The organism is Microcoleus sp. PH2017_08_TRC_O_A (assembly GCF_020738665.1).
Classification (GTDB): Bacteria; Cyanobacteriota; Cyanobacteriia; order Cyanobacteriales; family Microcoleaceae; genus Microcoleus.
Window position 1 is genome coordinate 1 of the sequence record NZ_JAEQCE010000117.1, and the last position, 21,597, is coordinate 21,597.

General features: G+C 45.5%; 14 protein-coding genes. 6 read left to right on the forward strand and 8 right to left on the reverse strand.

Annotated elements, in window-relative coordinates; all coding sequences use genetic code 11:
- Positions 1-185: 185 nt before the first annotated feature.
- Positions 186-1,583 carry an amidase gene (locus JGK22_RS29555; protein ID WP_293220374.1) on the forward strand — a complete coding sequence of 466 codons (1,398 nt, stop codon included), beginning with the start codon at positions 186-188 and terminating at the stop codon, positions 1,581-1,583.
- Positions 1,584-1,911: 328 nt separating this feature from the next.
- Here the strand turns inward: JGK22_RS29555 and JGK22_RS29560 are convergent, their stop codons facing one another.
- Positions 1,912-7,437, reverse strand: a complete 5,526-nt coding sequence (locus JGK22_RS29560; protein WP_293314324.1) for an ATP-binding sensor histidine kinase — start codon at positions 7,435-7,437, stop codon at positions 1,912-1,914.
- Positions 7,438-7,814: 377 nt separating this feature from the next.
- Between JGK22_RS29560 and JGK22_RS29565 the strand changes: the two genes are divergently transcribed.
- Positions 7,815-9,473: an alpha/beta hydrolase gene (locus JGK22_RS29565; RefSeq protein ID WP_293193514.1), complete on the forward strand. Its 1,659-nt coding sequence runs from the start codon at positions 7,815-7,817 to the stop codon at positions 9,471-9,473.
- A gap of 530 nt (positions 9,474-10,003) precedes the next feature.
- Positions 10,004-10,222 carry a hypothetical protein gene (locus tag JGK22_RS29570; RefSeq protein WP_293178720.1) on the forward strand — a complete coding sequence of 73 codons (219 nt, stop codon included), beginning with the start codon at positions 10,004-10,006 and terminating at the stop codon, positions 10,220-10,222.
- Between the two features lie 322 nt (positions 10,223-10,544).
- Here the strand turns inward: JGK22_RS29570 and ilvC are convergent, their stop codons facing one another.
- Positions 10,545-11,543, reverse strand: coding sequence for a ketol-acid reductoisomerase (ilvC, locus tag JGK22_RS29575; protein ID WP_293178718.1), 999 nt, complete (start codon positions 11,541-11,543; stop codon positions 10,545-10,547).
- A 241-nt stretch (positions 11,544-11,784) separates the two neighbouring features.
- On the opposite strand from ilvC, the gene JGK22_RS29580 reads away from it, so the two are divergent.
- Positions 11,785-12,174 (forward strand): VOC family protein, encoded by a 390-nt coding sequence (locus JGK22_RS29580; RefSeq protein WP_293178716.1) that lies wholly within the window; start codon positions 11,785-11,787, stop codon positions 12,172-12,174.
- Between the two features lie 227 nt (positions 12,175-12,401).
- Here JGK22_RS29580 and JGK22_RS29585 read toward each other — a convergent pair whose 3' ends face one another.
- The 4 genes from JGK22_RS29585 to JGK22_RS29600 form a co-directional block, all read right to left on the reverse strand.
- Entirely contained in the window at positions 12,402-14,072 is a 1,671-nt protein-coding gene (locus JGK22_RS29585; RefSeq protein ID WP_293208607.1) for a dynamin family protein, read from the reverse strand.
- Positions 14,073-14,362: 290 nt separating this feature from the next.
- Complete coding sequence (locus JGK22_RS29590; RefSeq protein WP_293314326.1) at positions 14,363-16,441, reverse strand: dynamin family protein; 2,079 nt, start codon at positions 16,439-16,441, stop codon at positions 14,363-14,365.
- A gap of 140 nt (positions 16,442-16,581) precedes the next feature.
- Complete coding sequence (locus JGK22_RS29595; RefSeq protein ID WP_293178711.1) at positions 16,582-16,920, reverse strand: hypothetical protein; 339 nt, start codon at positions 16,918-16,920, stop codon at positions 16,582-16,584.
- 171 nt (positions 16,921-17,091) lie between these two features.
- Complete coding sequence (locus JGK22_RS29600) at positions 17,092-17,613, reverse strand: pentapeptide repeat-containing protein (RefSeq protein ID WP_293178709.1); 522 nt, start codon at positions 17,611-17,613, stop codon at positions 17,092-17,094.
- A 229-nt stretch (positions 17,614-17,842) separates the two neighbouring features.
- Here JGK22_RS29600 and JGK22_RS29605 point away from each other — a divergent pair, with 229 nt between their 5' ends.
- The gene (locus tag JGK22_RS29605) at positions 17,843-19,381 is read left to right on the forward strand and encodes a SagB/ThcOx family dehydrogenase (RefSeq protein ID WP_293314329.1); all 1,539 of its coding nucleotides are present in this window, start codon (positions 17,843-17,845) and stop codon (positions 19,379-19,381) included.
- 260 nt (positions 19,382-19,641) lie between these two features.
- On the opposite strand, the gene mnmE is transcribed toward JGK22_RS29605, so the two are convergent.
- Positions 19,642-21,027, reverse strand: coding sequence for a tRNA uridine-5-carboxymethylaminomethyl(34) synthesis GTPase MnmE (gene mnmE / locus JGK22_RS29610; RefSeq protein WP_293208610.1), 1,386 nt, complete (start codon positions 21,025-21,027; stop codon positions 19,642-19,644).
- Between the two features lie 198 nt (positions 21,028-21,225).
- On the opposite strand from mnmE, the gene JGK22_RS29615 reads away from it, so the two are divergent.
- Positions 21,226-21,381, forward strand: a complete 156-nt coding sequence (locus JGK22_RS29615) for a hypothetical protein (protein ID WP_293178697.1) — start codon at positions 21,226-21,228, stop codon at positions 21,379-21,381.
- Here the strand turns inward: JGK22_RS29615 and JGK22_RS29620 are convergent.
- A partial coding sequence (locus tag JGK22_RS29620) for a hypothetical protein (RefSeq protein ID WP_293314331.1) occupies positions 21,373-21,597 on the reverse strand: 225 nt, incomplete at its 5' end. The two genes, JGK22_RS29615 and JGK22_RS29620, sit on opposite strands and share 9 nt — an antisense overlap.

Consider the following 21,597-nt stretch of genomic DNA (forward strand, 5'->3'; position numbering starts at 1 on the left):
AAAAGCAATCCCAAATGCCTTCAGCAATGGGATAGAGAGCTGCGTAGCTCAGCCGAGGCGGGTTAATCCGCTCGAAGTGAAAGCGAAAGGGGAGGGACTCAATGCCTCCCGTGTCATGTAATAGATGACTATACTTTTACCAGCTATAAATATATACTTTGCCGAACCATTCAGGACTTACACCTATGAATTCTGTCGATCGGGCTTTTAGTTCAGCCCTGGATTTGGCGAAGTCGATCCGCGCTCGGGAAATTTCGCCCCTAGAAATTGCCAATGTGTACTTGGAACGGATCGATCGATTAAACCATCAACTTGGTAGTTATTTTACAGTAACAGCCGATCGGGCGATCGAGCTGGCGACAGCGCAAACCGAACACCTAGCAGGCTTAAACAAGTCAGAGGAATTGCCGCCGTTTTTCGGAGTGCCGATCGGCATCAAAGACTTGACACCAGTTACCGGCATTCCGTGTACTTACGGAGTTCAGGCTTTGCACAGTAACATATCTCCCTACAACGAGTCAGTAGTCTGGCGGATCGAAGCAGCCGGATTTAACATTCTGGGCAAAACAGCAACCTCTCAAATAGGCTCATTGCCTTACAGCGAACCCCCAGGTTTCCGGCCCGCGCGCAATCCCTGGAATTTAGACTACACGCCCGGAGGTTCCAGCGGCGGCTCAGCGGCGGCCGTAGCGGCGGGTTTATGCGCGATCGCCCAAGGTTCAGACGGCGGCGGTTCGATCCGAGGCCCAGCTTCCGCCTGCGGTTTAGTGGGCATAAAACCCTCGCGCGGGCGAGTTTCCTGGGCACCAGTCGGAGATTACCTGAGCGGAATTTCTGCCAACGGCCCTCTCGCCCGCACCGTCGCTGACGCCGCCGCCCTGTTGGATGTGATGTCAGGCTACACCACAGGCGATCCGTACTGGCTACCAGACCCAAATCCCACGTTTTTAGAGGCTTCCGGCGAAAAGTTGGGCAAACTGCGAATTGCTTTTTCTACCAGTATTGCTCCCGTGGGTGAGGCAGCGCCTGTGTGTCAGCAAGCCGTACTCGAAACCGTAAAATTACTGACAGATTTGGGTCACGATGTCGAACCGGGATGCCCGGATTTTACAGGTTTAATCGAACCGTTTACAGTAATTTGGCAGTCTGGGGCGGCAGCAAGTGGCATTCCAGGCAAGGTTTTGGAACCGATGAATCGCTGGTTGTTGGAAAGGACTGTTGCGGCTGGGGAATATTTGCGGGCGGTGAATCAAATGCAGGTGATTTCACGGCGGATTGTGGGATTCTTTGAGAATTTTGATGTGTTAGTTTTGCCGACTTATATGCACTCGCCAATTGGCATCGGGGAGTGGGCCCATTTGAGTTGTGAGGAAACTTTGCAGCGGATTATTAATTGGGTTGCTCCTTGTCCGCCATTTAATGCGAGTGGTTTACCTGCGATCGCACTTCCGGCCATCTTAGATGATAACGGTTTGCCGGTGGGAATTCAAATTATCGGGCGGCCGGCGGCGGAAGCAACTTTAATTGCATTAGCGGCGCAGATAGAAGCGGCGAAACCTTTCCCGGTTTTAGATTTTAAATAGGTTTGTAGATGCAGATAGACGGCGAATAGAATTCGCGCCTATACGAACAAAACCTGCCTCCGCAGGTTGAAGAGAATAAGGTAATTTTAATTTCCCCGTTTTCAACCCGCGCAGGCGCGTGAGTGTCTGTATAGACGCGAATCCTATTCGCCCGGTTGTCTGTATAGACACGAATCATATTCGCCGGGTTTTCTTCAACCCACGGAGGCGCGTGAGTGTCTGTATAGACACGAATTATATTCGCCGGTTTTTTTTCAACCCGCGGAGGCGCGTGAGTGTCTGTATAGACGCGAATTATATTCGCCCAGTTTTCTTCTCTAATCCTTCTCTAATTTAAGGGAATTGCTATCACAAACTCCGCACCTTTTCCCGGTTCCGAAATACACTCGATCGCACCGCCGTGTTTTTCGACTACAATTTGATAGCTAATCGACAATCCCAATCCCGTACCTTTCCCCTCCGGCTTAGTGGTAAAAAACGGATCGAACAGTTTACACCGCGTTGATTCAGGCATCCCAGGCCCATTATCCTTAATCCGAATCACCGCAAAACTCTCACTTTTCCCCCCTCTTACTTCTTCCTTATTCTCTCTTTCTTCTTCCTTATTCCCTCTTCCTTCTTCCTTCTTCCTTATTCCTTCTTCCTTCACATCCTTGACTTCGGTGCAAACTGTGATAATATTAGGATGCTTATCAATGTCAGCGTAAGTACGTGAAGCATTCGACTCATCCAAAGCATCGATCGCATTTGAGAGCAAATTCATAAACACCTGATTGAGTTGTCCGCTGTAGCACTCAACCGCAGGTAAGTCGCCGTATTCCTTAATCACTTGAATTGACGGACGTTCCGCATTAGCTTTCAAGCGGTGCTGTAAAATCATCAACGTACTCTCGATACCTGCATGAATGTCGGCCGGTTTTTTTTCATTACCGTCAACGCGCGAGAAGTTGCGTAATGATTGCATGATATCACGAATGCGATCGGTTCCTAACTGCATAGAACCCAGCATTTTAGGCAAATCTTCCATCAGATAATCGAGTTCCATATCTTCTGCTGCTTCTGCAATTTCCTGTACCGGCTGTGGGTAGTGCTGCTGGTAAAGATTGACAATGCAAATCAAATCTCGTACATAATCATTAGCGTGGTGGAGATTGCCGGAAATAAAGCCAACGGGGTTATTGACTTCGTGAGCAACTCCTGCTACCAACTGCCCCAAACTTGAGATTTTTTCCGTTTGCACCAGTTGAGCTTGGGTTTGCTGCAACTTGTGCAAAGATTGTTCTAGTTGCTGCGACTTTTGTTGTGCTTTTGCGTAGAGTTTAGCATTTTCTAGGGCGATCGCAACTTGAGAAGTCAAAACTTTTAAAACTTGCAATCTTTCGGGAGAAAAAGCACCCACTGCTAAGTTATTTTCCAGGTACAGAATCCCTGTGAATTGGCCCTGATAGATGACGGGATTGCAAAGAATTGACTTAGGCTGACTGCTGACAATATACGGATCGGTAGTAAACAAGCCATCTGAAGCTGCATTGTTTAAAACCAAGTCTTTTTGAGTTCGAGCAACATAGTTAACAATAGAAACTGGCAAATCTTGACTAATTTCAACGGGAAGGGATTGCAAGACAACGGCTTGATTTTGCTCTGACGTACAAGCTGCTTGGATCAAAAGACTATCATCTTTGTAGAGCATCAGCACAGCTTTTTGAGCGGCGGCATTTTCTAACAAAATCTCGATCAAACTGGCGAGCAATTTATCCAGGACAATTTCGCTGGTAATTGCTTGAGATGCTTTGATGAATGTGCCGATATCTAAGGATTTACTGAAATCGCTGCTGGTGGTTGTTGTCGTGGCGGTGACAGTTAAATCGCGGGTTTTAGTTTCTCGGTTGAGGGTTTGGGCGACTAATTGGGGATATCGGGCTTCTAAATCTTTGACTTTGGCGATCGCTCCCCAGTGGATGTAACCGTAGTATGATTCTGTGAGATATACTTGAGCAATTTTGTCTTTGTTGCGAGAGAAATAAAACTCGGCCGCAAGTTCGTTAGCGAGTGCTTCTTCTTGGATGTATCCTTGCTCTTTGGCTCCTTGAATAGCTTTGTCATAATAATCTGCTGCTTCCCAATTTTTACCGAAAACTCTCGCTTTTTCAGCCTCTACTAAATCGTACTTGTGCTGGTAGTTCATCGGGGCGTGGTGCGCCCATGTCTGCATTTGTTCCTGATTGGCTGCTACTTGCATCAAGTATTTTTCTTGTGCTGCACTATCCGCAGTTGGATACACAGCCAGGAGTGCCAGGGAATAGTAAAAATTGTTTGTGCCGACCATCATGTAGCCAACCATCCCACCTGCGTATTCTACCGCCAAAGATGCGTTAGCAACTGCCATATCGTATTCTTTAAACAAGTAATGCAGAAGTGTTTTCGCAAAGTAAAAATTAAAAAAAGACCAATTAACTTTCAAATTTGGCAACATTTCTATTTCGTTAAATTCATCCCCGATCAATTGACTTTTATTGGTCGAACGCCCCATTAGATTCAAAACCATTTGTGACCAAGTTCTGATAAATACACTAGGAAAATCCTGCTTTAGGTTCAGTGTTAAATTTATATATTGCCCTTGCTTTTGTGCAACATTTTCTAGTGGCTCGCCAATCAAAAATAGGTGATTGCAGTAGTTCATGGCACAATAACTGCCAAACTCTAAATCTCCTGTTTCTAAGCCAGATTGAATCCCTTCCATTAAGGATACAATAGTTTCCCTGGCGTGTTCTTTCCAATGTCTAACAAAAGTGTTAAACATATTGTAAATTTTGGATTTAAGTTGTTTAGCATTGAATTTGTCTAACAGTTTCAAACCTAGTTGTCCAGAATGATATCCAGCGTTTAGCTCTCCCAATACCGCACTTAGCAGCAAACCATACCAAGTATAGGCGATCGCCCCAAGTGCTGAATAACCGCTTTCCATACCAAAATCGACCATTGTGAAGATGATCTGTGGCAAGAGTTCTGGTTTTGCACCAAAAGCCGGAGAAAGAAGCACCGAGAGTATCCGCATTGCCGCCAACTGATAGTCATCAGTCATTACAGGTACTTTTTCTAGTTCCTCAATTTGAGGCAACTTAATTCCAGCGAGATTCTCTGGGGGGATTTCAGAGAGGGACAACCCCAATATTTCCACAGCTTTTAGCCCATAATCTACAGCCTGACTAAATTGGTTTTGAGACATATAAGACTGGATTTGGATTTCGTAGACTTTAATTTTGTCTAGTACGCTAACAGCTTGTTGTAAAACAAGATCCGCTAATTCTTGCGATCGCCCAAAGTTAGTATTCAGATACTCTGCCTCCGCTGCTTCTACGTGCAGATTCAGCGTCAAGTCATAATCAGTATCCCAACTTGACTGCATACTAACGGGGGACTGGGAGGAGTTAATGAGTTCCAAGCCGACATTCAAATACCTGACAGCAGCTTCGTAAGCATTAGATGCTTTAGCTTTTTTCCCGGCGATCAGATTCAGTTTTGCCAATTCATCTTTTTCGGTTTTTTCTGTGAGAAATTCAACCCCAACATTCAGTTGGTTGACAATATCAAACACATTATCGTCAATCTCAGCGACGGGAGTATTTTTGAGCAGCAATTGACCGATTTTTAGGTGCGTTGCTTGCTTTTGGGCGTCTGGAATCAGAGAATAAGCTGCTTGCTGCACTCTGTCGTGCAGAAATTTGTAGGCAATTTTGGATTGAGAAGCGGGAATAATCGATCGCAAATTATCCAGTCCCCAGCCTCCAACCAGGGGAATTTTGTAAGCATTACTCAACGGGAGAACCAATCCAGTTTGCAGCGCCGCCCAGAGTTCGCTAGCTGCTTGCGCCTGGGATTGTTCGTTGACAATTGACAAAACATCGAGGGTAAATGTGTCGCCAATACAAGCCGCCAATTTTAAGACTCGCTGCGTAGTTTCCGGAAGTTTTTCGATGCGGCTGGCTACCAATTCCACGACACTTTTGTCGGTAATGCCGATCGCCTGAATCTGCGCTAAATCCCACTGCCAACTACCGCTGCTCAACTCAAAGTGTAACAGATTTTCTTGATACAGCGCTTGCAAAAGCTGCGTGATGAAGAAAGGATTACCGCCCGTTTTGTGGAAAATCAACTCAGCCAGCAATCTCACCTTGTCGTTAGCCGTGATAGTATCGGCAATTAATTCGCAAACATTGCCGAAATCCAGCGGTTGCAATACAATATTATTGACTGGAGTACCAGTTTTGGCAATTTGCTCGATCGCCTGTACGAGCGGATGAGTCGGATGAACTTCATTATCCCGATAAGCACCAATCAACAGCAGGTATTTACTTTCCGAATTGCCAAGCAACAACTGCATTAAATTCAGCGAAGCCGAATCAGCCCACTGCAAATCATCTAAAAAGATAACCAGCGGATGTTCTGCGCGAGTAAAGACGCCGATAAACTCTTGAAAGACTCGATTAAACCGATTTTGAGATTCCGCAGCCCCCAGTTGTGGCACTTCCGGCTGTTTGCCAATAATTAGCTCAATCTCGGGAATTACATCAACAATCACAGCACCGTTTGTACCCAAAGCCGCCGCTAACTTTTCTCGCCAAGCTTGCAAATTTTCGCTGCTTTCAGTCAGCAACTGCCCGATTAAGGACCCGAAAGCTTGAATCAAAGCTGCATAGGGAATGTTGCGCTTAAATTGGTCAAATTTGCCGTTAATAAAATAGCCGCGCTGTCGCACAATTGGCTTGTGAACTTCATTGACAATGGCGGTTTTACCAATCCCAGAATAACCGGAAACTAGGACTATTTCGCTGCGCCCTGGGAGTAAATCCCTATCACCTGTAGGGACACGGCACTGCCGTGTCCCTACCCTTTCAAAAGCAGCAAGTAAACTATCGACTTCAAGTTCTCGCCCGTAGAGTTTTTGAGGGATTGACAATTGTCCCGATCGATCCAACTGTCCGGGTACAAAATAAGCAACTTCCCCAGTTGTCTGCCAAGAATTCAAACAGTTTTCTAAATCTGCCTTAATCCCCTCTGCTGTTTGATATCTATCTTCGGCATTTTTTCCCAAAAGCTTCATCACAATATCCGAAACAACTTGCGGAACCAGATCGCTATTTTCTAAATTCCTCCTGCATTCAGAAGGTGGCGCGGGATGTTTGGCAATATGACAGTGTACCAGTTCCAAAATATCGTTGCTTTTAAACGGCAATTTGCCTGTCAGCATTTCGTAAAATGTGACACCTAGGGAATAGAAATCGCTGCGATAATCTAAGGTGCGGTTCATTCTCCCAGTTTGTTCGGGAGACATATAGGCGACTGTACCTTCAACTAAGTTAGCGCTGTTAATTTGGGGAGTTTCTTTGCTCAGCCGGGAAGCGATGCTGAAGTCGGTGATTTTAACTATTCCTGTTTCCAGGTTGATGATAATGTTGGAGGGTTTGATGTCTTTGTGAATGATGCCGTTTTGATGCAGCGAGTTGAGTGCTGATGCTAGCTGAATGCCAATGTTTAAAAATGCTGTTAAGTCAAGCTTTTTTGAGATGATTTGACCCAGGGAGTTGCCTCCAAAATCTTCTGAAATCAGGGCGAGACGGTTTTGATACGTTTCGAGGCTGTAATATGTGACGATGCTGTCTGCGTGTAAATGCTGAGTAATTTTATATTCGTTTTTTAAGCGGGTAATTTGTTCGAGGGTGGGAAATTCTGCCTTGAGGATTTTGATGATGACTGGTTGTTCGTCTGACTGTCTAATTCCCCGGTAAACGCTGGTATTGAACCCGTCGGAGATTGAGGTGGTGATTTTGTAGCCTGGAAGTGTCAGTGTATTCATTGAAATCCTCCTGATAGCTGAGGTAAATTGATTTTTTTCAAGACTGACGGAAACGATATAATGCCAGAGGACGATCGCACTGCACTCGAAAAATGATCATTCTGATGCAAAGGTCAGGGATATCGCAGGGTTTTATTTACTATCGTAGTAAACACAAAATATGATGTCAACCGCAATTTCGCGTAGTGCATTAAGCTAAATGGCCATGTTTGATTGGCAATTATACTTAATAGGATCGCGACGATCGACATTTAAACATACCGAGAGGTTTTGTCGATCGCATTCCCAGACAATTTATCAACACTTGAACAGAATTTCTCTGTATCTGGGACAATTTTAAGAATATAGTAATATCCCTCTAGTTGAACCAGGTAAAAATGAGCATCCGACCAAATTTAAGATGGTTTTCCTCAGTCGCGAGTGTTTGTGGCGCGATCGCGATCGGCACTTTCGGCGCTATGATATCCCCTGCAAAAGCTACAGAAACAGTTGTTGTCCGCAAAGGCCCTTTAGAATCCTCAATCTCGGTGGCGGATTTGCGCGAGCTCGCAAAAACCGGAAAAGTCCCGCCCAGACTGCAAGCATACGCCAATCTGCTGTCTGACGCACAGCGCAGTCAAATTTTGGGAGCACTTCAAGCGAAAATCCCTCTCAATGTAGTTGGTTTGAGCAACTTGCTAAATACGCGCATCGGGACTGCGATTTTGACGGATTTGACTACAGTCATTCCCAGGCGCGACGGTGCCGGTGTCGAAGCGCTGCGAGCGGCTTTGGTGCTGGGGGCGAATGCGCCGGAAGGCTTATCGGTATTGAGTTTCATTGAATCTTATCCGAGTGCGCGGGTAGTCGTGGATCTCGATCGAGCTTTCGCAGTTTTAAGCAATTTAAACTCGGGTTTTTGGCAAACTCAGAGGTTTATGGCCGCGATCGCACCTCAATTAACAGCCACTAAACCCGCCTTTAACCCGCCTTTCGACCCAACCCAACCCGGCCCGAATTCGGTGCGGGTTCTCAAGCTAGATTTGAACGATAGCGCCCGCAATCGGCGTATTCCTGTTGATGTCTATTGGTCGAGAGCAGCGACGGCGGACAAACCGACGATCGTGTTTTCTCACGGTTTGGGTTCGGTGCGGACGGATTTGCGTTATTTAGCCGAGCATTTGGCGTCCTACGGCTACGTGGTAGCTGCTGTAGAACATCCGGGAAGCAACGAAACAAATACCAAGGCTGCGATCGCGGGTAAGTCTCAGTTGCTCGCTTCTGGAGAGTTTTTAGACCGTCCTAAAGATATCAGTTTTGTGCTCGACGAACTGGCAAAATTGAACCAAACTGATGATAACTTGCAGGGAAAAATTGCGATCGAGCGATCGATGATCGTGGGCTATTCCTTCGGCGGCGCCACAGCCTTGTCCGTAGCCGGTGCCGAACTGCAATTGACCGGGCTCAAACAGCGCTGTCAGGGGGATTTAATCGGGTTTAGCTTGGGCGAAGGCATTCAGTGCGCGGCGGCCCGATTGCCCGCAGAACGGTATCAATTGCGGGATGTGAGGATAAAAAGGGCGATCGTTATGAATCCCACCACATCATTACTATTTGGAGAAACGGGTTTAAGTGCCATTCAAATCCCTACATTAATAGTAGCATCTTCAGCCGACAAAACCACACCCGCCTTAGTCGAACAAATTGCCGGATTCCAAAAGATTACCGCCCCCAAATGGCTAGTCGGCTTTGTAGGAGGAACCCACTTAAGCGTCAAAGATCCGAGTACAACCTTAGACCAAGCTAGCAGACCGAGTACAGTAATTTCTGGCGATGAAGTTGTCGGCGAGCAAGCTGTGAGCATACGCAATTATATTAAAGCGATAAGTCTGGCCACTGCCGCTCAACTAACGGCAGAAGCTGACAAATATGCTATTTTTCTAACGCCCGAATACGCGCAGTTTGCTTCTACCAATGCAATTCCAGTGCGCCTGGTAACAGAAATTTCCCCTGAGACTAATGCAGTCGTGCAAAATTTTATTCAAGGGAATAAGTAGTGAGTTGACAGTTGACAGTTGACAGTTGACAGTTGACAGTAGTTATTAGTGCGAACTTAGGAATGAGAATTAAATAATTTACACATATTTGTGGGATGGGCGTCCCGCCCGTTCTTTCTGGACGGGCGGGACGCCCATCCCACAATAACAATGAAAATTGTAAGTTATTTAATTTGCGATCCTTAAGAACTCGCGAACGTTATTAGTCAGCAGCCATTAGTCATAAATACTTCGGACAGTTTGATTGTCCACGCATAGGCGAGAAACCCGGTTTCTACGAGTTTTCCCATTTAGTAACGAGAAAGTTACGAAGAAACCGGGTTTCTGAGGTGTCACGAGTCCGTACATTTGAACTTAGATTGTGAGTTGGTAGTCAGCCTTGTCGAATAATATTGCGAATTAGCAGTCTTGTCTTTTTCATGCTGCGTCCGCTTATGCCTGGGATTTCTTTTCTTTAGCGCTGATATTTTTGGTTCGCGCCAGGGCAAAATATAAACAAGGACTTTTACAAACTTAACTCTGAAACTGCCATGCCTAAAAAAAATATTATCCCGCTAGTGCTGCTGTTTGTAGCAATGTTTACCCTTTACGGTGACAGTTTAACTTTTCTCCCCAAACCTGTAAGAGATACCAGCTTAGCAAGTAGAAAGTTCTTCGTCAGTTTGTGGCCTTCATGGGTGAAGCCAAAAGAGGTAAACAAGGAAAGGGATAAGGAGATTGAGGACTTGCAAAAAAACCCTAGTCGATAGTTTTGACAGTTGACGGTTGACGGTTGACAGTTGACGGTTGACAGTTGACAGTTTGCTTAGAGAAGGGTTGACAGTTGACAGAAATCCGATGGAAGTTGGAAGACAAAGAAAGAACCAATTGACCGATTTTTGTCTGTTCAGTGGTGTTGGGTTTATTTCTGCTGCTTGTCAGGTGCGTCGCTGTGAGATTCTCTGTCTTATTTAGGGATTTTTCGTGGCGACACACCCTAGGACTACTTTTGACAATTACTATTAGATTAGCGATTTTAGATCTTAGATAAAACGAAAAATCTAAAATCTAAAATCTAAAATCCAAAATCGATTATGCTTGCTTTTTCAACCAGCTAAACATAGCGCGCAAATCTTTACCAACTTCTTCAATCGGATGTTCTGCTTCCTGACGGCGCATCGAAGTAAAGCCCGGTTTGCCGGCTTGGTTTTCCAGAACGAATTCGCGCGCAAATTGGCCGGATTGAATTTCGCTAAGAATTTTACGCATTTCGGCGCGGGTGTCATCGGTGACGATGCGGGGGCCGCGAGTTAAGTCGCCGTATTCTGCGGTATTGGAGATGCTGTCGCGCATTTTGGCGAGGCCTCCTTCTACTACTAAGTCAACGATAAGTTTAACTTCGTGCAAACATTCAAAATAAGCTAATTCTGGTTGATATCCAGCGTTAACTAAGGTTTCAAATCCAGCTTTAATTAAGGCGCTCAAACCGCCGCACAAAACTACTTGTTCGCCAAAAAGGTCGGTTTCTGTTTCTTCGCGGAAAGTGGTTTCGAGGATGCCGGCTCTGGTGCCGCCGATACCTTTAGCATAGGCCATTGCCCGATCGCGCGCTTGGCCCGAAGCATCCTGATATACTGCAAACAAACTCGGAACACCTTCGCCTTGTTCGTAAGTCCGGCGCACCAAGTGTCCGGGGCCTTTGGGGGCTACCATTACTACGTCTACGTCGGCTGGAGGGACAACTTGGCCGAAGTGAATGTTAAAACCGTGAGCAAATGCTAAAACATTTCCTGCTGAAAGGTTAGGTTCGATTTGTTCTTTGTAAATAGTTTTTTGAACTTCATCGGGCAATAAAATCATGATGAAGTCAGCGGCGGCGGCTGCTTTGTCTACCGGGTGAACAGTTAAACCTGCATCGGTTGCTTTGGCGGCAGATTTGCTACCGGGATACAAACCGACAATGACATTCATGCCGCTGTCTTTGAGGTTGAGGGCGTGGGCGTGTCCTTGGGAACCGTAGCCGATGATAGCAACCGTTTTGTTGGCTAAGAGGTCTAGGTTGGCGTCTTCGTTGTAATACATACGGGCCATGGTGCTTGTCTCCTGAGATGCAAATGGGTGAGTGACTGCAAAACTCTCATTTTATCAAAGTGGGGTGCTTTTTTTGCGGAATTTTACTAATTAAGATTTGGGCGGGGGAATTTATAGGGCGATTCCCTACGGGATAGCTGCGCCGCGCGTGCTGAATTTAGCAGGTTTTGCTCGAAGTCAAATATAATTGTTAGTAGCGTGCTGTGCTGTTGAAAAAACGCAACTAACTAACTTTTTTAATATGGAAATAAAGGCAATACATCATGTGGCGATTATTTGCTCGGATTACGAAAAGTCAAAGAAATTTTATGTAGAAGTCTTGGGATGTTCCACAATCAAAGAAACTTTCCGAAGCGAGAGGAATTCTTACAAGCTAGATTTGCAAGTCGGAAACGGCAGCGCAATGATTGAACTGTTTTCATTTCCCCATCCTCCCAAAAGAGTTAACAATCCTGAAGCTTGCGGTTTGAGACATTTAGCTTTTGCAGTCGAGGATATAGAAGCATCGGTTGCTTACTTGAAATCGCAACAAGTGGAAGTAGAAGAAATTCGCCTTGACGAAATTACCGAAAAACGGTTTACCTTTTTTAGAGATCCAGACAACTTACCGTTAGAAATCTATGAAATTTAGTTAACAGGACTTACAGCATATTCGGGTTTGGTACGGACACGGAATTGCCCAAGGAGTGTCAACTTAACGTCAAACCCTGAGTCCGGCAGTCCGGCAGGGGTTAAAACCCTAGTGGGCTTTCGGCTTAAGTTGACACTAATGGGATCTTGGAGTGTCCCTACGGAGGATATAGCTGGCCGGAAAGCCTGTTATTGATGATTTGACAGTGCCATGAAAGTAATCTAAAATCATCTGATTTTTATTCGATCTAATTCTGCTGCTAAATTTTCCACTAAATTATTTACTAACTGTAACTGGTACTGTTGAACATTCATATTTAGCGGCTCTTTGCTGTCTTGAAAACAGATAACTTTGGCGGCGATTTCCTTGTAGTGTTGCAGCATTAAAAAAGTATCGATACTGAAACCAATTAGATAGTTTTTAGCAGCTTCGTTGCAAATTTCTGTTACTTGATTTAGATAAGCTTCTGACGATTCAGGTGGCTTTTCATAGCCTGTTCTTTTCTTCAAAATATAGCTAGCACCGCCGACTACTGCTGCTCCCATTGGGCCGCCCAACAGCCAACCTAAGCCGGTGGCGATCGCGACTGGAGTCACTTCGCCCTCGATCGACTTTTTGGTGGCGGCGGTTGGCGGTTCTGGTAACGCGATTTGCGGGGAGGGCGGAAACGAGATCAAAAGGGCGATCGGCTGTTCTCGATCGAAGAACTCGCAAGCTTTATTTACCCATTCTGCAATGGTTTCCCGCTGGTTCAGTACATCTTGCTCAAATTTTGTCTTCCACGCATCAAAACTTCCTTGCTGAAGCGACAGCGCCATTTCCGATTGATAGCGCCGCAAAAGTGTGGGCTGGTAAAGCCAAATCTCGAAGTCGGAAACGCTGGCTTGAAAGCCTTGTGAAATCAGTTTTTCAGCTTTTTGTTTAATTTCAATTCGGTCTTTTTGCTTTTGTTGAGCGGCTGTTATTTCGGCGGCGACAGTTTCAGATTTAGCTCGCAGAGATTGACAAATCTTAGTAGCTATGGCTTCAATTCTCGGCAACTTAACTGCTAGTTGTTCCTGTTGACTTGCGACTATACTTTGCAACGCCGATTCAAACATGGCAATTCCGGTAGTTTGAGCCGCAGCCACATCTCCTTTTAGCCTCGCCCGCAAAGCCGGCAAAGCATCGACGCGGTAGATATTGCTGATATTGTTCGGCAAGTTGGAGCGAAAACTTTCGGCAACAAACAACAATCGATTGTATACTTGTTTTTGGTCGTCTGGTTCGAGTAGATTGAGAAAATTGGCAACAAAGACGACTGTGTTAATTTGCCGATCGCTCAACCAGTCTCTCAAGTGCTCCCGTTCGCCCAGAGTCATCAATTTGCGAGCGTCCAAAACCTGGACAACTAAATCAGCGGTCAGCAATTTATCCCGAACTAAGTTATCCTGTTCTTGGCGATCGTTAGTTCCGGGCAAATCCAGCAATTCCACACCGGTTTTCAGGAATGGGTGGGGACAGTAAACATTGACGGCTGCGACATCATCCCGCATCTGTCGGTTGTCGTCGAGGATGGCGTAGCGTTTCAACACGTCAGTCCCCGCTTCGCTGACTTCTGTGCCGTCTTTGAGGGTGATTTTTGCGTGCAATTCGTCGCCGTAGTTGACATAAATGGCAGCACCTGTAGTGGGCACAAGGTCGATCGGCAAAGCGCGATTTCCAAGCATTGCATTCAGCAAAGTTGACTTACCGTAATTAAACGGGCCGAAGACAGCGATTTGAAAAGTTGGTTTGGCAAGATAGTCGCAAATAGAAGTTGTATCTCGGTAAAGTTGGGAGTTTTTATCTAGTTCGAGAATGCCCAGTGCTGATTTGAGATAGTTAGTTAGATTTTGATAAGTTTCGGGTTGTTGCATATTTAAAATTATCTCATTGTTTGATTATAAAAGGTTCGATCGTGCGGACTTCAGTCCTCTTCCAAATCCGAGGTACGTAGTTGCGCTTCAGCGCTCTTAGTTATATATGTAAGAGCGCTTTCATCGCAACAACATACCTTAGCCTCCAACTTTTCCAAATCCTAGGTACCTTTCATCGCAACAACATACCTTAGCCTCCAACTTTTCCAAATCCTAGGTACGTAGTTGCGCTTCAGCGCTCTTAGTTATATATGTAAGAGCGCTGAAGCGCAACTACGTACCTTAGAGCTTCATTTAGCGGATGCTAAGAAACCTTGATATACTGATTCTATACTCTGCGCCTGAGCAGAAACATCAGCCTCCAACTTTTCCAACCGCTGCGATTCAGCCTGACAATTAATCTCCCGAGATTGCTTTTGTTCCAACAAATTATCCAACTCAGCTTTCCGAGACTTAATATCATCATTCATGCGATCGCCCACTTCGCGCCCGTAAACATCAAAACACTCTTTCACAGCATCGTGAATCGGCTGCCACTGCTCCTGAGCCACCTGCGGCAGATATTTTACCAACTCTTTTTTAGCTGCTTTCACTAACTGTTTGTGAGCTCCGTCTGCTTGCAAAACCCCAACACCCATCCCCAGCAAAGCCAAGTACAGTGGCCCCAAAACAATCCCCGTAAAACTCGCAAAAATCGTACTGACGCCCAATACAGTAATTAAATTGAGCAGGATATTTTTCCAGTCGAAACCAGCTCCTGCCATTGCTACACCCGCCAGGTTTCCTGTTGTTAATGAAAACAATCCCATCGCCCATTTTGCCCAAGCTGGCGAGTTATCTTCGTTTGAGTTGCTGACTGCTGCGGGGATTTTTTGCCCGGTCAGTTTTTCGGTGATTTTTTCAGTCACCTTCGTGTAAGATGCTCCATAATTTGCCGCACTTTGCGACAACTGCGAAAATGCTGAATTCATCTCTTGTTCAGCCGTGAGAGTCCAAGCTGCTAGTTTGTCGTTGATGTACTGCTCGAATGCTCGTCTGAGCGATGCTTCAAAGGCTTCTCGCTTATCTTGGCTGAAGAAATCCAGAAATCTCAGCTCGGGTTGATACCGCAAAAAGTCTGTTTCAAAGGTATTTTCTAAGTTGAGAACGTAGGTGCGGAAAGAATCTGCGATCGCCCGCGATTTACTATCTCTAACTCGGATAATTTCTTGTTGAAATTCATCGCGAATCTGACTCAGTTTATTAAACTCCGGCTCAACAGAATTAATCTTGTCCTTCAACTCATTGACATCCCGTTCGAGCAATGGTAAACGGCGCCCGACAGCTTCGCGGACGCGAGCAGAAATTTGACGCGCCAAAGTCCTCGCCGGACGCAATTCCGAAATCGCTCTTTCCTGCGTCAAAAACGTATTCAATGACGCCATAAACTCCGGAAAACCAGTTCCTGCTAAATTTGCATCCGGGTTTTTTACCCGCAATCTGAGCGCCTTAATTGAGGTAATTGGAAACACCCGCTCGTCGTAAATGTCGTGTCCTTCTGTTAAACAATATTCAGCCAAATTAGCTTTAAAAACCCGCCCCAGTTTGTGTTCTGCTTCTGCCATTTCTTCAGGATCGTCCGGATCGATCAAACTTTCCCGCACTTGATCCCAAGCATTGATCAGAAAGAAAATGCTTAATCCACGACCTTTGATATAATTTTCTAGATAACGTCTTTCACCCATTGTACAAGGCTGAGTTGCCCTGAGTACAAACAAAATAGCATGACAGTTGTTGATGTAACCGAGAGATAATTCGTTGCGCGATTCTGTATCGTTGAGTCCGGGACTGTCTACTATTTCTATGCCTTTTTCTAGCAAAGGTAAGGGATATTCTACTACGGCGCAGTCGATATCTGGAAATGCTGGTTTCTGTTCTGATTCTAGGCGTTTTGCTTCAGCGGGGTCGATTGTGTAGTCTTGTTTGAAACTTTTAAAATCGAGTTGTTTGGGGCTTTTGCCGTCGTTGAAATATACGGTGACTTTTTTTTCGGGGCCGTAGCGCAAAATTGTCAGCAAAGCGGTACAGGGATTGACATCGCTGGGAAGCAAGTTTTCGCCGATTAAGGCATTTAGAAAAGTGCTTTTGCCGCGTTTCATGTCGCCTAATACGAGGAGCCGAAATACTCCTTGGCGCAAGTTTTTGCTGGCGAGATTGATGTCGGCGCTGTCTGTTTCTAAACCGAGTTTTCCTGATGCTTCGATTCCGGCTAATTCCGATCGCTCTATGGATGTGACGATGTTGCTCAGGCGATCCGCAATTTCTCGGCGCACGGCGGATACTCGCTCTAAATCGTTGAGAAAGCTGCTAGTTTCTACTTTGAGGTTCATGGTTGTTTTCTGATTGTTTACTGCTGGATATTTCAAAACCAAGCTATTTCATGATGGTGTTCGTGCAAAAGTTATTTGATTCGCTATTCCTCGCGAACAATGTGCAGTACAGACCTGAAATGACTACAATAGCCTGTTAGTTAATTCTTGGGATTCTTATCTTGAAAAAGTATTTTGTAACCAATGAAAGCAATTGCTCCCACCATCACCGCAGTTCCTAGCCAAGATGCTACACGCAGGGCAACCAGCGCTACAATTGCCAGACCTGTAAATTGACTGATTGCTATGATTTTTCGGCGCCATAGTTGCAGTTTGCTTTGAGTATTGTTGTCTGGTTCTTCGTACTTTCTCGTTATATTCTCTGGTACCGATCGTTCGATTTCCGATTCTAGTTCGCGGAGTCGAAGTTCTTGTTCTCGCTTCCGAAGTTGTTGTTCTTTGTGTCGGAGTTCTCTGGCTTTTTCATCGGGATCGTTCATAGGTTTGACCTTTTTTTATGTGGAAATATGTGTTGTTTATTGTCAATATTGCACAGCCATAAGTTCTCTACGACTGTAACTCACATTGTCAGCGGTGTCGAGAAATGTTAAGAAATATCAAAAAGGGCGATCGCCTTTTTCGACCGATCGCCCAAATGCAGTGCTGCGAAATCAATATCCTTCCGGGCCGATGGTAGTGCGATCGCACTCCGCGTCGGACAAATCCACTAAGCGCGCTCGAAATAAGTTGCAGCCAGCTAATTGAGCTTTGGTTAACTTTGCTTTCTCCAAATTAGCTCTGCTCAAATCAGCATATCTCAAATCGGCATTGCTCAAATCTGCATTGTACAAATCCGCACCTTGTAAATTGGCTTTATGCAAATTTGCTCCTTGCAAATTGGCGTGGCGCAAATTTGCTCTAGATAAATTAGCTCCTGATAAATTAGCTTCAGACAAATTTGCCTGATAAAGTTGAATGTCGCCCAATTCAGCATCTTGTAACTGTGTTTTGTAAAGATTGGCTTGAGTCAGATTTCCGTAGGGCAAATAAGCTCGCGTCAGCACGCTACCAGAAAGGTTTATTTCTGGCAAATCTGCTTGAAACAAGTTATCTCCACTTAAGTCAACGGCGTTAAAGTTTCGCTGGCCTTCAGAATACTGAGCGAGCAATTCCTCAGCGCTTAGCTTTTGCATTTTCAACCCTTAATGACGACAGCTTTTGCAGCCAATTCATAATGATAATTGATGGTTCTTATTCTGCGTATTTATACTTAGGTATCTTATTATGTTAAGCTTGTGTAACAACGATCGTATTTTTTCTAAGATTTTTTTTATATTTGTAAATTTCTGGGTTGCTCGACCATGCTTGCCGTCAGTAATGTCAAGATCGATAAACAAACCAAAGCTGATTCTCTACTGAAATATGCCAGAACTTCCTCCCTCCATTGCACAGCACTACCACGAACGGACGAAATACGATCCCCAAACCCTTGCTGCCAAAAGCAGACAGCTAGATTGGACAGAGCAACCAGTTCCGTTCAAAGAATATAAAATTGGCGCGTATTTTGACCTGAAGCCTTATCTAAAAGACCCCTCAGACGATCCAAATTCCCCGGATGATGCCAGTTGGTGGCATCGGTTGTCCAGCTTGTTGCTGTGCAGCTACGGGCTGACGGCGAAGGTGCAGACGGTAGATGACAGCTACCTGTATTTGCGATCGGCACCATCGGCGGGCGGGCTCTACCCAGCAGAGGTTTATTTAATCTCGCGGGGTACGCCACAGTTGCCGGCGGGACTCTACAATTATCAGTGCAGAACTCATTCGCTGGTTCATTTTTGGGACAGCGAAGTTTGGCCGGCCCTGCAAGCGACTTGTTTCGGATCGCCGGTGTTAGAAAATACCCAATTGGCGATCGCCGTTACCACTGTTTTCTTCCGTTCTTCTTGGCGTTACGCAGACAGAGCTTATCGGCGAATCTTTCTCGACACTGGTCATTTATTGAGCAATATCGAGTTAGCTTGCGCCATCAACGATTACCGACCTCACCTGATTGGAGGATTCGCAGACGAAGCTATCAATCAATTACTGTATATCGACTCGCAGCAAGAAGGAGCGATCTGTTTAATTGGTTTAGCTGATTTGCTAGACATCGACCAAAATTTGCCAAAGTTTAAAACGGCTTTGGCAGGAAAAACGACGACAGATTACCCGAAAATTTCCGAAGGTCAAATTTTAGAATACCTCCATAAAGCGACACAGTTAGAATCAGATCCCACTGGAGTAGATGGCTGGAAACTTGATGAAAGTGAAGGAGATTTAGAGGACAAATATAACTTTCCATTTTGCACTAAAGTTTCGACTGTCACACCTTCGATTCCTTGGGGAGTGAATCTGGAAGGTTTAGAAAATATGATGCTGAAGAGGCGTTCTACCCGTGCTTATACAGGTGCTTCTTTGAGCTTGGGCGAACTCCTAGCGTTGCTTGATTTTACTTATCAGTCGCAGCACTATATCGACCAAGGATTAGACGGTTATCCAGACTATTTCGATCTGAGTTTGATTCAGACTTTTATTGCGGTTTCGGGAGTGCATGGGTTAGAAGAAGGTTGTTATTATTACGCTCCGAAAGCTCAAGAATTGCGGCAAATTCGGTTCAAAAATTTCCGCAGGGAGCTGCATTATTTGTGTTTGGGGCAAGATTTGGGCAGAGATGCGGGGGCGCTGTTGTTTCACACGGCGGATTTGAATAGGGCTGTTGCCAAATATGGCGATCGCGCTTACCGATATTTGCACATGGATGCGGGTCATTTGGGCCAGCGGTTGAATTTAGCAGCGATTCAACTGCGTTTGGGTGTCAGCGGTATTGCGGGCTTTTTTGACGATCTCGTGAATGACGTTCTCGGTATTCCTACGAGTGAGGCTGTGCTTTATATCACAACTCTGGGAAGACCGCGATCGTGAGGATGAGTGCGATCGTTCTAGTAGACATCATATGAGTTAAATGAAATTTACCCAGATCGGGCGAGAAACCGGGTTTCTACGAAGTTTTATGTTGAGTAACGAGAAGTTTAGAAAGAAACCCGGTTTCTGAAGTCTCGGCCACTCAGTAGACTTTTAGAGATTACTCATGGGAGGCGAGAAACCGGGTTTCTACTAAACTAAGAAGGACTGAAGCCCAACAACATACCTTTCTGAGCAGCGTTATAAATCAATTAAAATTGCTATTTCCCAATACAAAACCTGCTAAATATTCTATCCAAGACTGATTCCGTCACTTCTTCGCCCGTAACTTCCCCCAATGCTTGAATTGCGCCGCGCAAATCTATTGTCCAAAAATCTAAAGGCAATTTGTTGCTAATAGTATCCGTGCATTCTTCCAGCGAAATTTTAGCTCTGGTTAAAGCTGCTGCTTGCCGCTGGTTGATTGCTAAATCTGAGTTTTCTGCTTGCAAATTTCCGCCGCTGACAGCATCTAATATGGCTGTTTCTAATTCTTCTATACCTCGATCCAAGGCGGCCGCCGCGGTGACTATCGAGTGAATTTCAGAGGAAAAAGGTAATTCTGGGATTGTTTTTACTAGGTCAATTTTGTTGATGATTATAATGAGCTGGCGGTGTTTTACTTGTTCGTAAATTTCCCGATCGCCTGCTGTCCAACCAGATTCTGCGTCAATTGTCAACAATACTAAATCGGCTTGTTTGGCTGCGGCGCGCGATCGCTCTACACCGATTTTTTCTACCCGATCATCCGTTTCCCGAATGCCCGCTGTATCCAGCACCTGCACCGGAATCCCGCCCACAACTAGCTGCGACTCTACCACATCCCGCGTCGTTCCAGGCAAATCTGTGACGATCGCCCGATCGCTCTTACTCCACGCATTCAACAAACTCGACTTTCCCACATTCGGGCGTCCGACAATCGCCACTTTCAAACCGGTTCTCAACAATTCACCGCGATCGGCCGTCGCCAAAATCCTTGACAATTCGTTCAAAATCTGATTTATTTCCAAACAAGTTTGAGCTTCATCTAGAGGCGGCAAATCTTCCTCAAAATCAATTCTCGCCTCAATTTCTGCCAACACATCCAAACAAATTGCTCTTAATTTGCGAATTGGCTGGGCTAATTTTCCCTGCAAACCAGCTAAAGCACTTTGTGCGGCGGCGGGTGATTGTGCTCCCACCAAATCTGCAATGCTTTCAGCTTGAGTTAAATCTAACCTTCCATTCAAAAAAGCCCTGAGCGAAAACTCTCCCGGCTGCGCCAATCTCGCCCCATTTTCTAAACACAACTGCAACACTTGCTGCACCGCCATAATGCCGCCGTGACAGTGAAACTCCACCACATCTTCGCGGGTGAAAGAACGGGGCGCTTTCATGATTAACAACAAAGCTTCATCGACTAATTCTTGAGTTTTGGGGCGGCGGATGTGGCCGTAAAGAATGCGGTGAGATTCCCAAATTTGCCCTCCTGGAGCGCGAAACAGGGTTTCGGCAATTTTTAAGGCTGCGGCACCGGAAACTCGCACAATGCCGACGCTGCCTTGTTGGGGAACGATCGCAGTGGCGATCGCTGCGATCGTTCCTCCTTTTGTTAGTGATTCAGACATTTTTACGATTCACACATTCAAAAGTTGTACATATATCCTTGACAGGATAAACAATTTCAGCGAGGTTTTTCCAAGATATTAAAAGAGGGTGGCCGCCGCGCTTGAGTGCGATCGCCAATCCGTTAGCTAACCCCTCGAACCGGAGCGCCGGGAAAGCCCCATTCAGTCGATTTTAGACTGTAGATTTGAGATTTTAGATTGACTTCCAGCGCAGTGAATCAGGGGGTTGAACAGGAGTCGGAAATTTTAGGTGGCGGGCGACGAGTGTCCGAAAGCAAGTATCCGTTTTTGGGCACGAGTCAGGACGCGATCGAACTTAAAAAATTAGTCCGCCAAATCTTTTGGCTATCTTGACACTCTCAGGTCTTTCATACGCTGAGATTCTGCGGACAAAGTAGGCTTGGGTAAAACCCAAAGTCTAACTCTCGCTACGGTCGTCAAACACCGTCTACCCAGTTGGTTTAGGTCTAAACCTAACTTACTGGCTACTTTTCTCAAAATAATTAAAGTCAGTGAAGGAGTCGCCCCCTCCACTGCTCTCCAAAACGGAACGTGATAGTTTCCCATCAT

Bases quoted from the DNA above. Each gene is read 5' to 3' on its own strand.
- JGK22_RS29555 (WP_293220374.1), top strand. From the start codon at position 186: ATGAATTCTGTCGATCGGGCTTTTAGTTCAGCCCTGGATTTGGCGAAG.
- JGK22_RS29560 (WP_293314324.1), bottom strand. From the start codon at position 7,437: ATGAATACACTGACACTTCCAGGCTACAAAATCACCACCTCAATCTCC.
- JGK22_RS29565 (WP_293193514.1), top strand. From the start codon at position 7,815: ATGAGCATCCGACCAAATTTAAGATGGTTTTCCTCAGTCGCGAGTGTT.
- JGK22_RS29570 (WP_293178720.1), top strand. From the start codon at position 10,004: ATGCCTAAAAAAAATATTATCCCGCTAGTGCTGCTGTTTGTAGCAATG.
- ilvC (WP_293178718.1), bottom strand. From the start codon at position 11,543: ATGGCCCGTATGTATTACAACGAAGACGCCAACCTAGACCTCTTAGCC.
- JGK22_RS29580 (WP_293178716.1), top strand. From the start codon at position 11,785: ATGGAAATAAAGGCAATACATCATGTGGCGATTATTTGCTCGGATTAC.
- JGK22_RS29585 (WP_293208607.1), bottom strand. From the start codon at position 14,072: ATGCAACAACCCGAAACTTATCAAAATCTAACTAACTATCTCAAATCA.
- JGK22_RS29590 (WP_293314326.1), bottom strand. From the start codon at position 16,441: ATGAACCTCAAAGTAGAAACTAGCAGCTTTCTCAACGATTTAGAGCGA.
- JGK22_RS29595 (WP_293178711.1), bottom strand. From the start codon at position 16,920: ATGAACGATCCCGATGAAAAAGCCAGAGAACTCCGACACAAAGAACAA.
- JGK22_RS29600 (WP_293178709.1), bottom strand. From the start codon at position 17,613: ATGCAAAAGCTAAGCGCTGAGGAATTGCTCGCTCAGTATTCTGAAGGC.
- JGK22_RS29605 (WP_293314329.1), top strand. From the start codon at position 17,843: ATGCCAGAACTTCCTCCCTCCATTGCACAGCACTACCACGAACGGACG.
- mnmE (WP_293208610.1), bottom strand. From the start codon at position 21,027: ATGTCTGAATCACTAACAAAAGGAGGAACGATCGCAGCGATCGCCACT.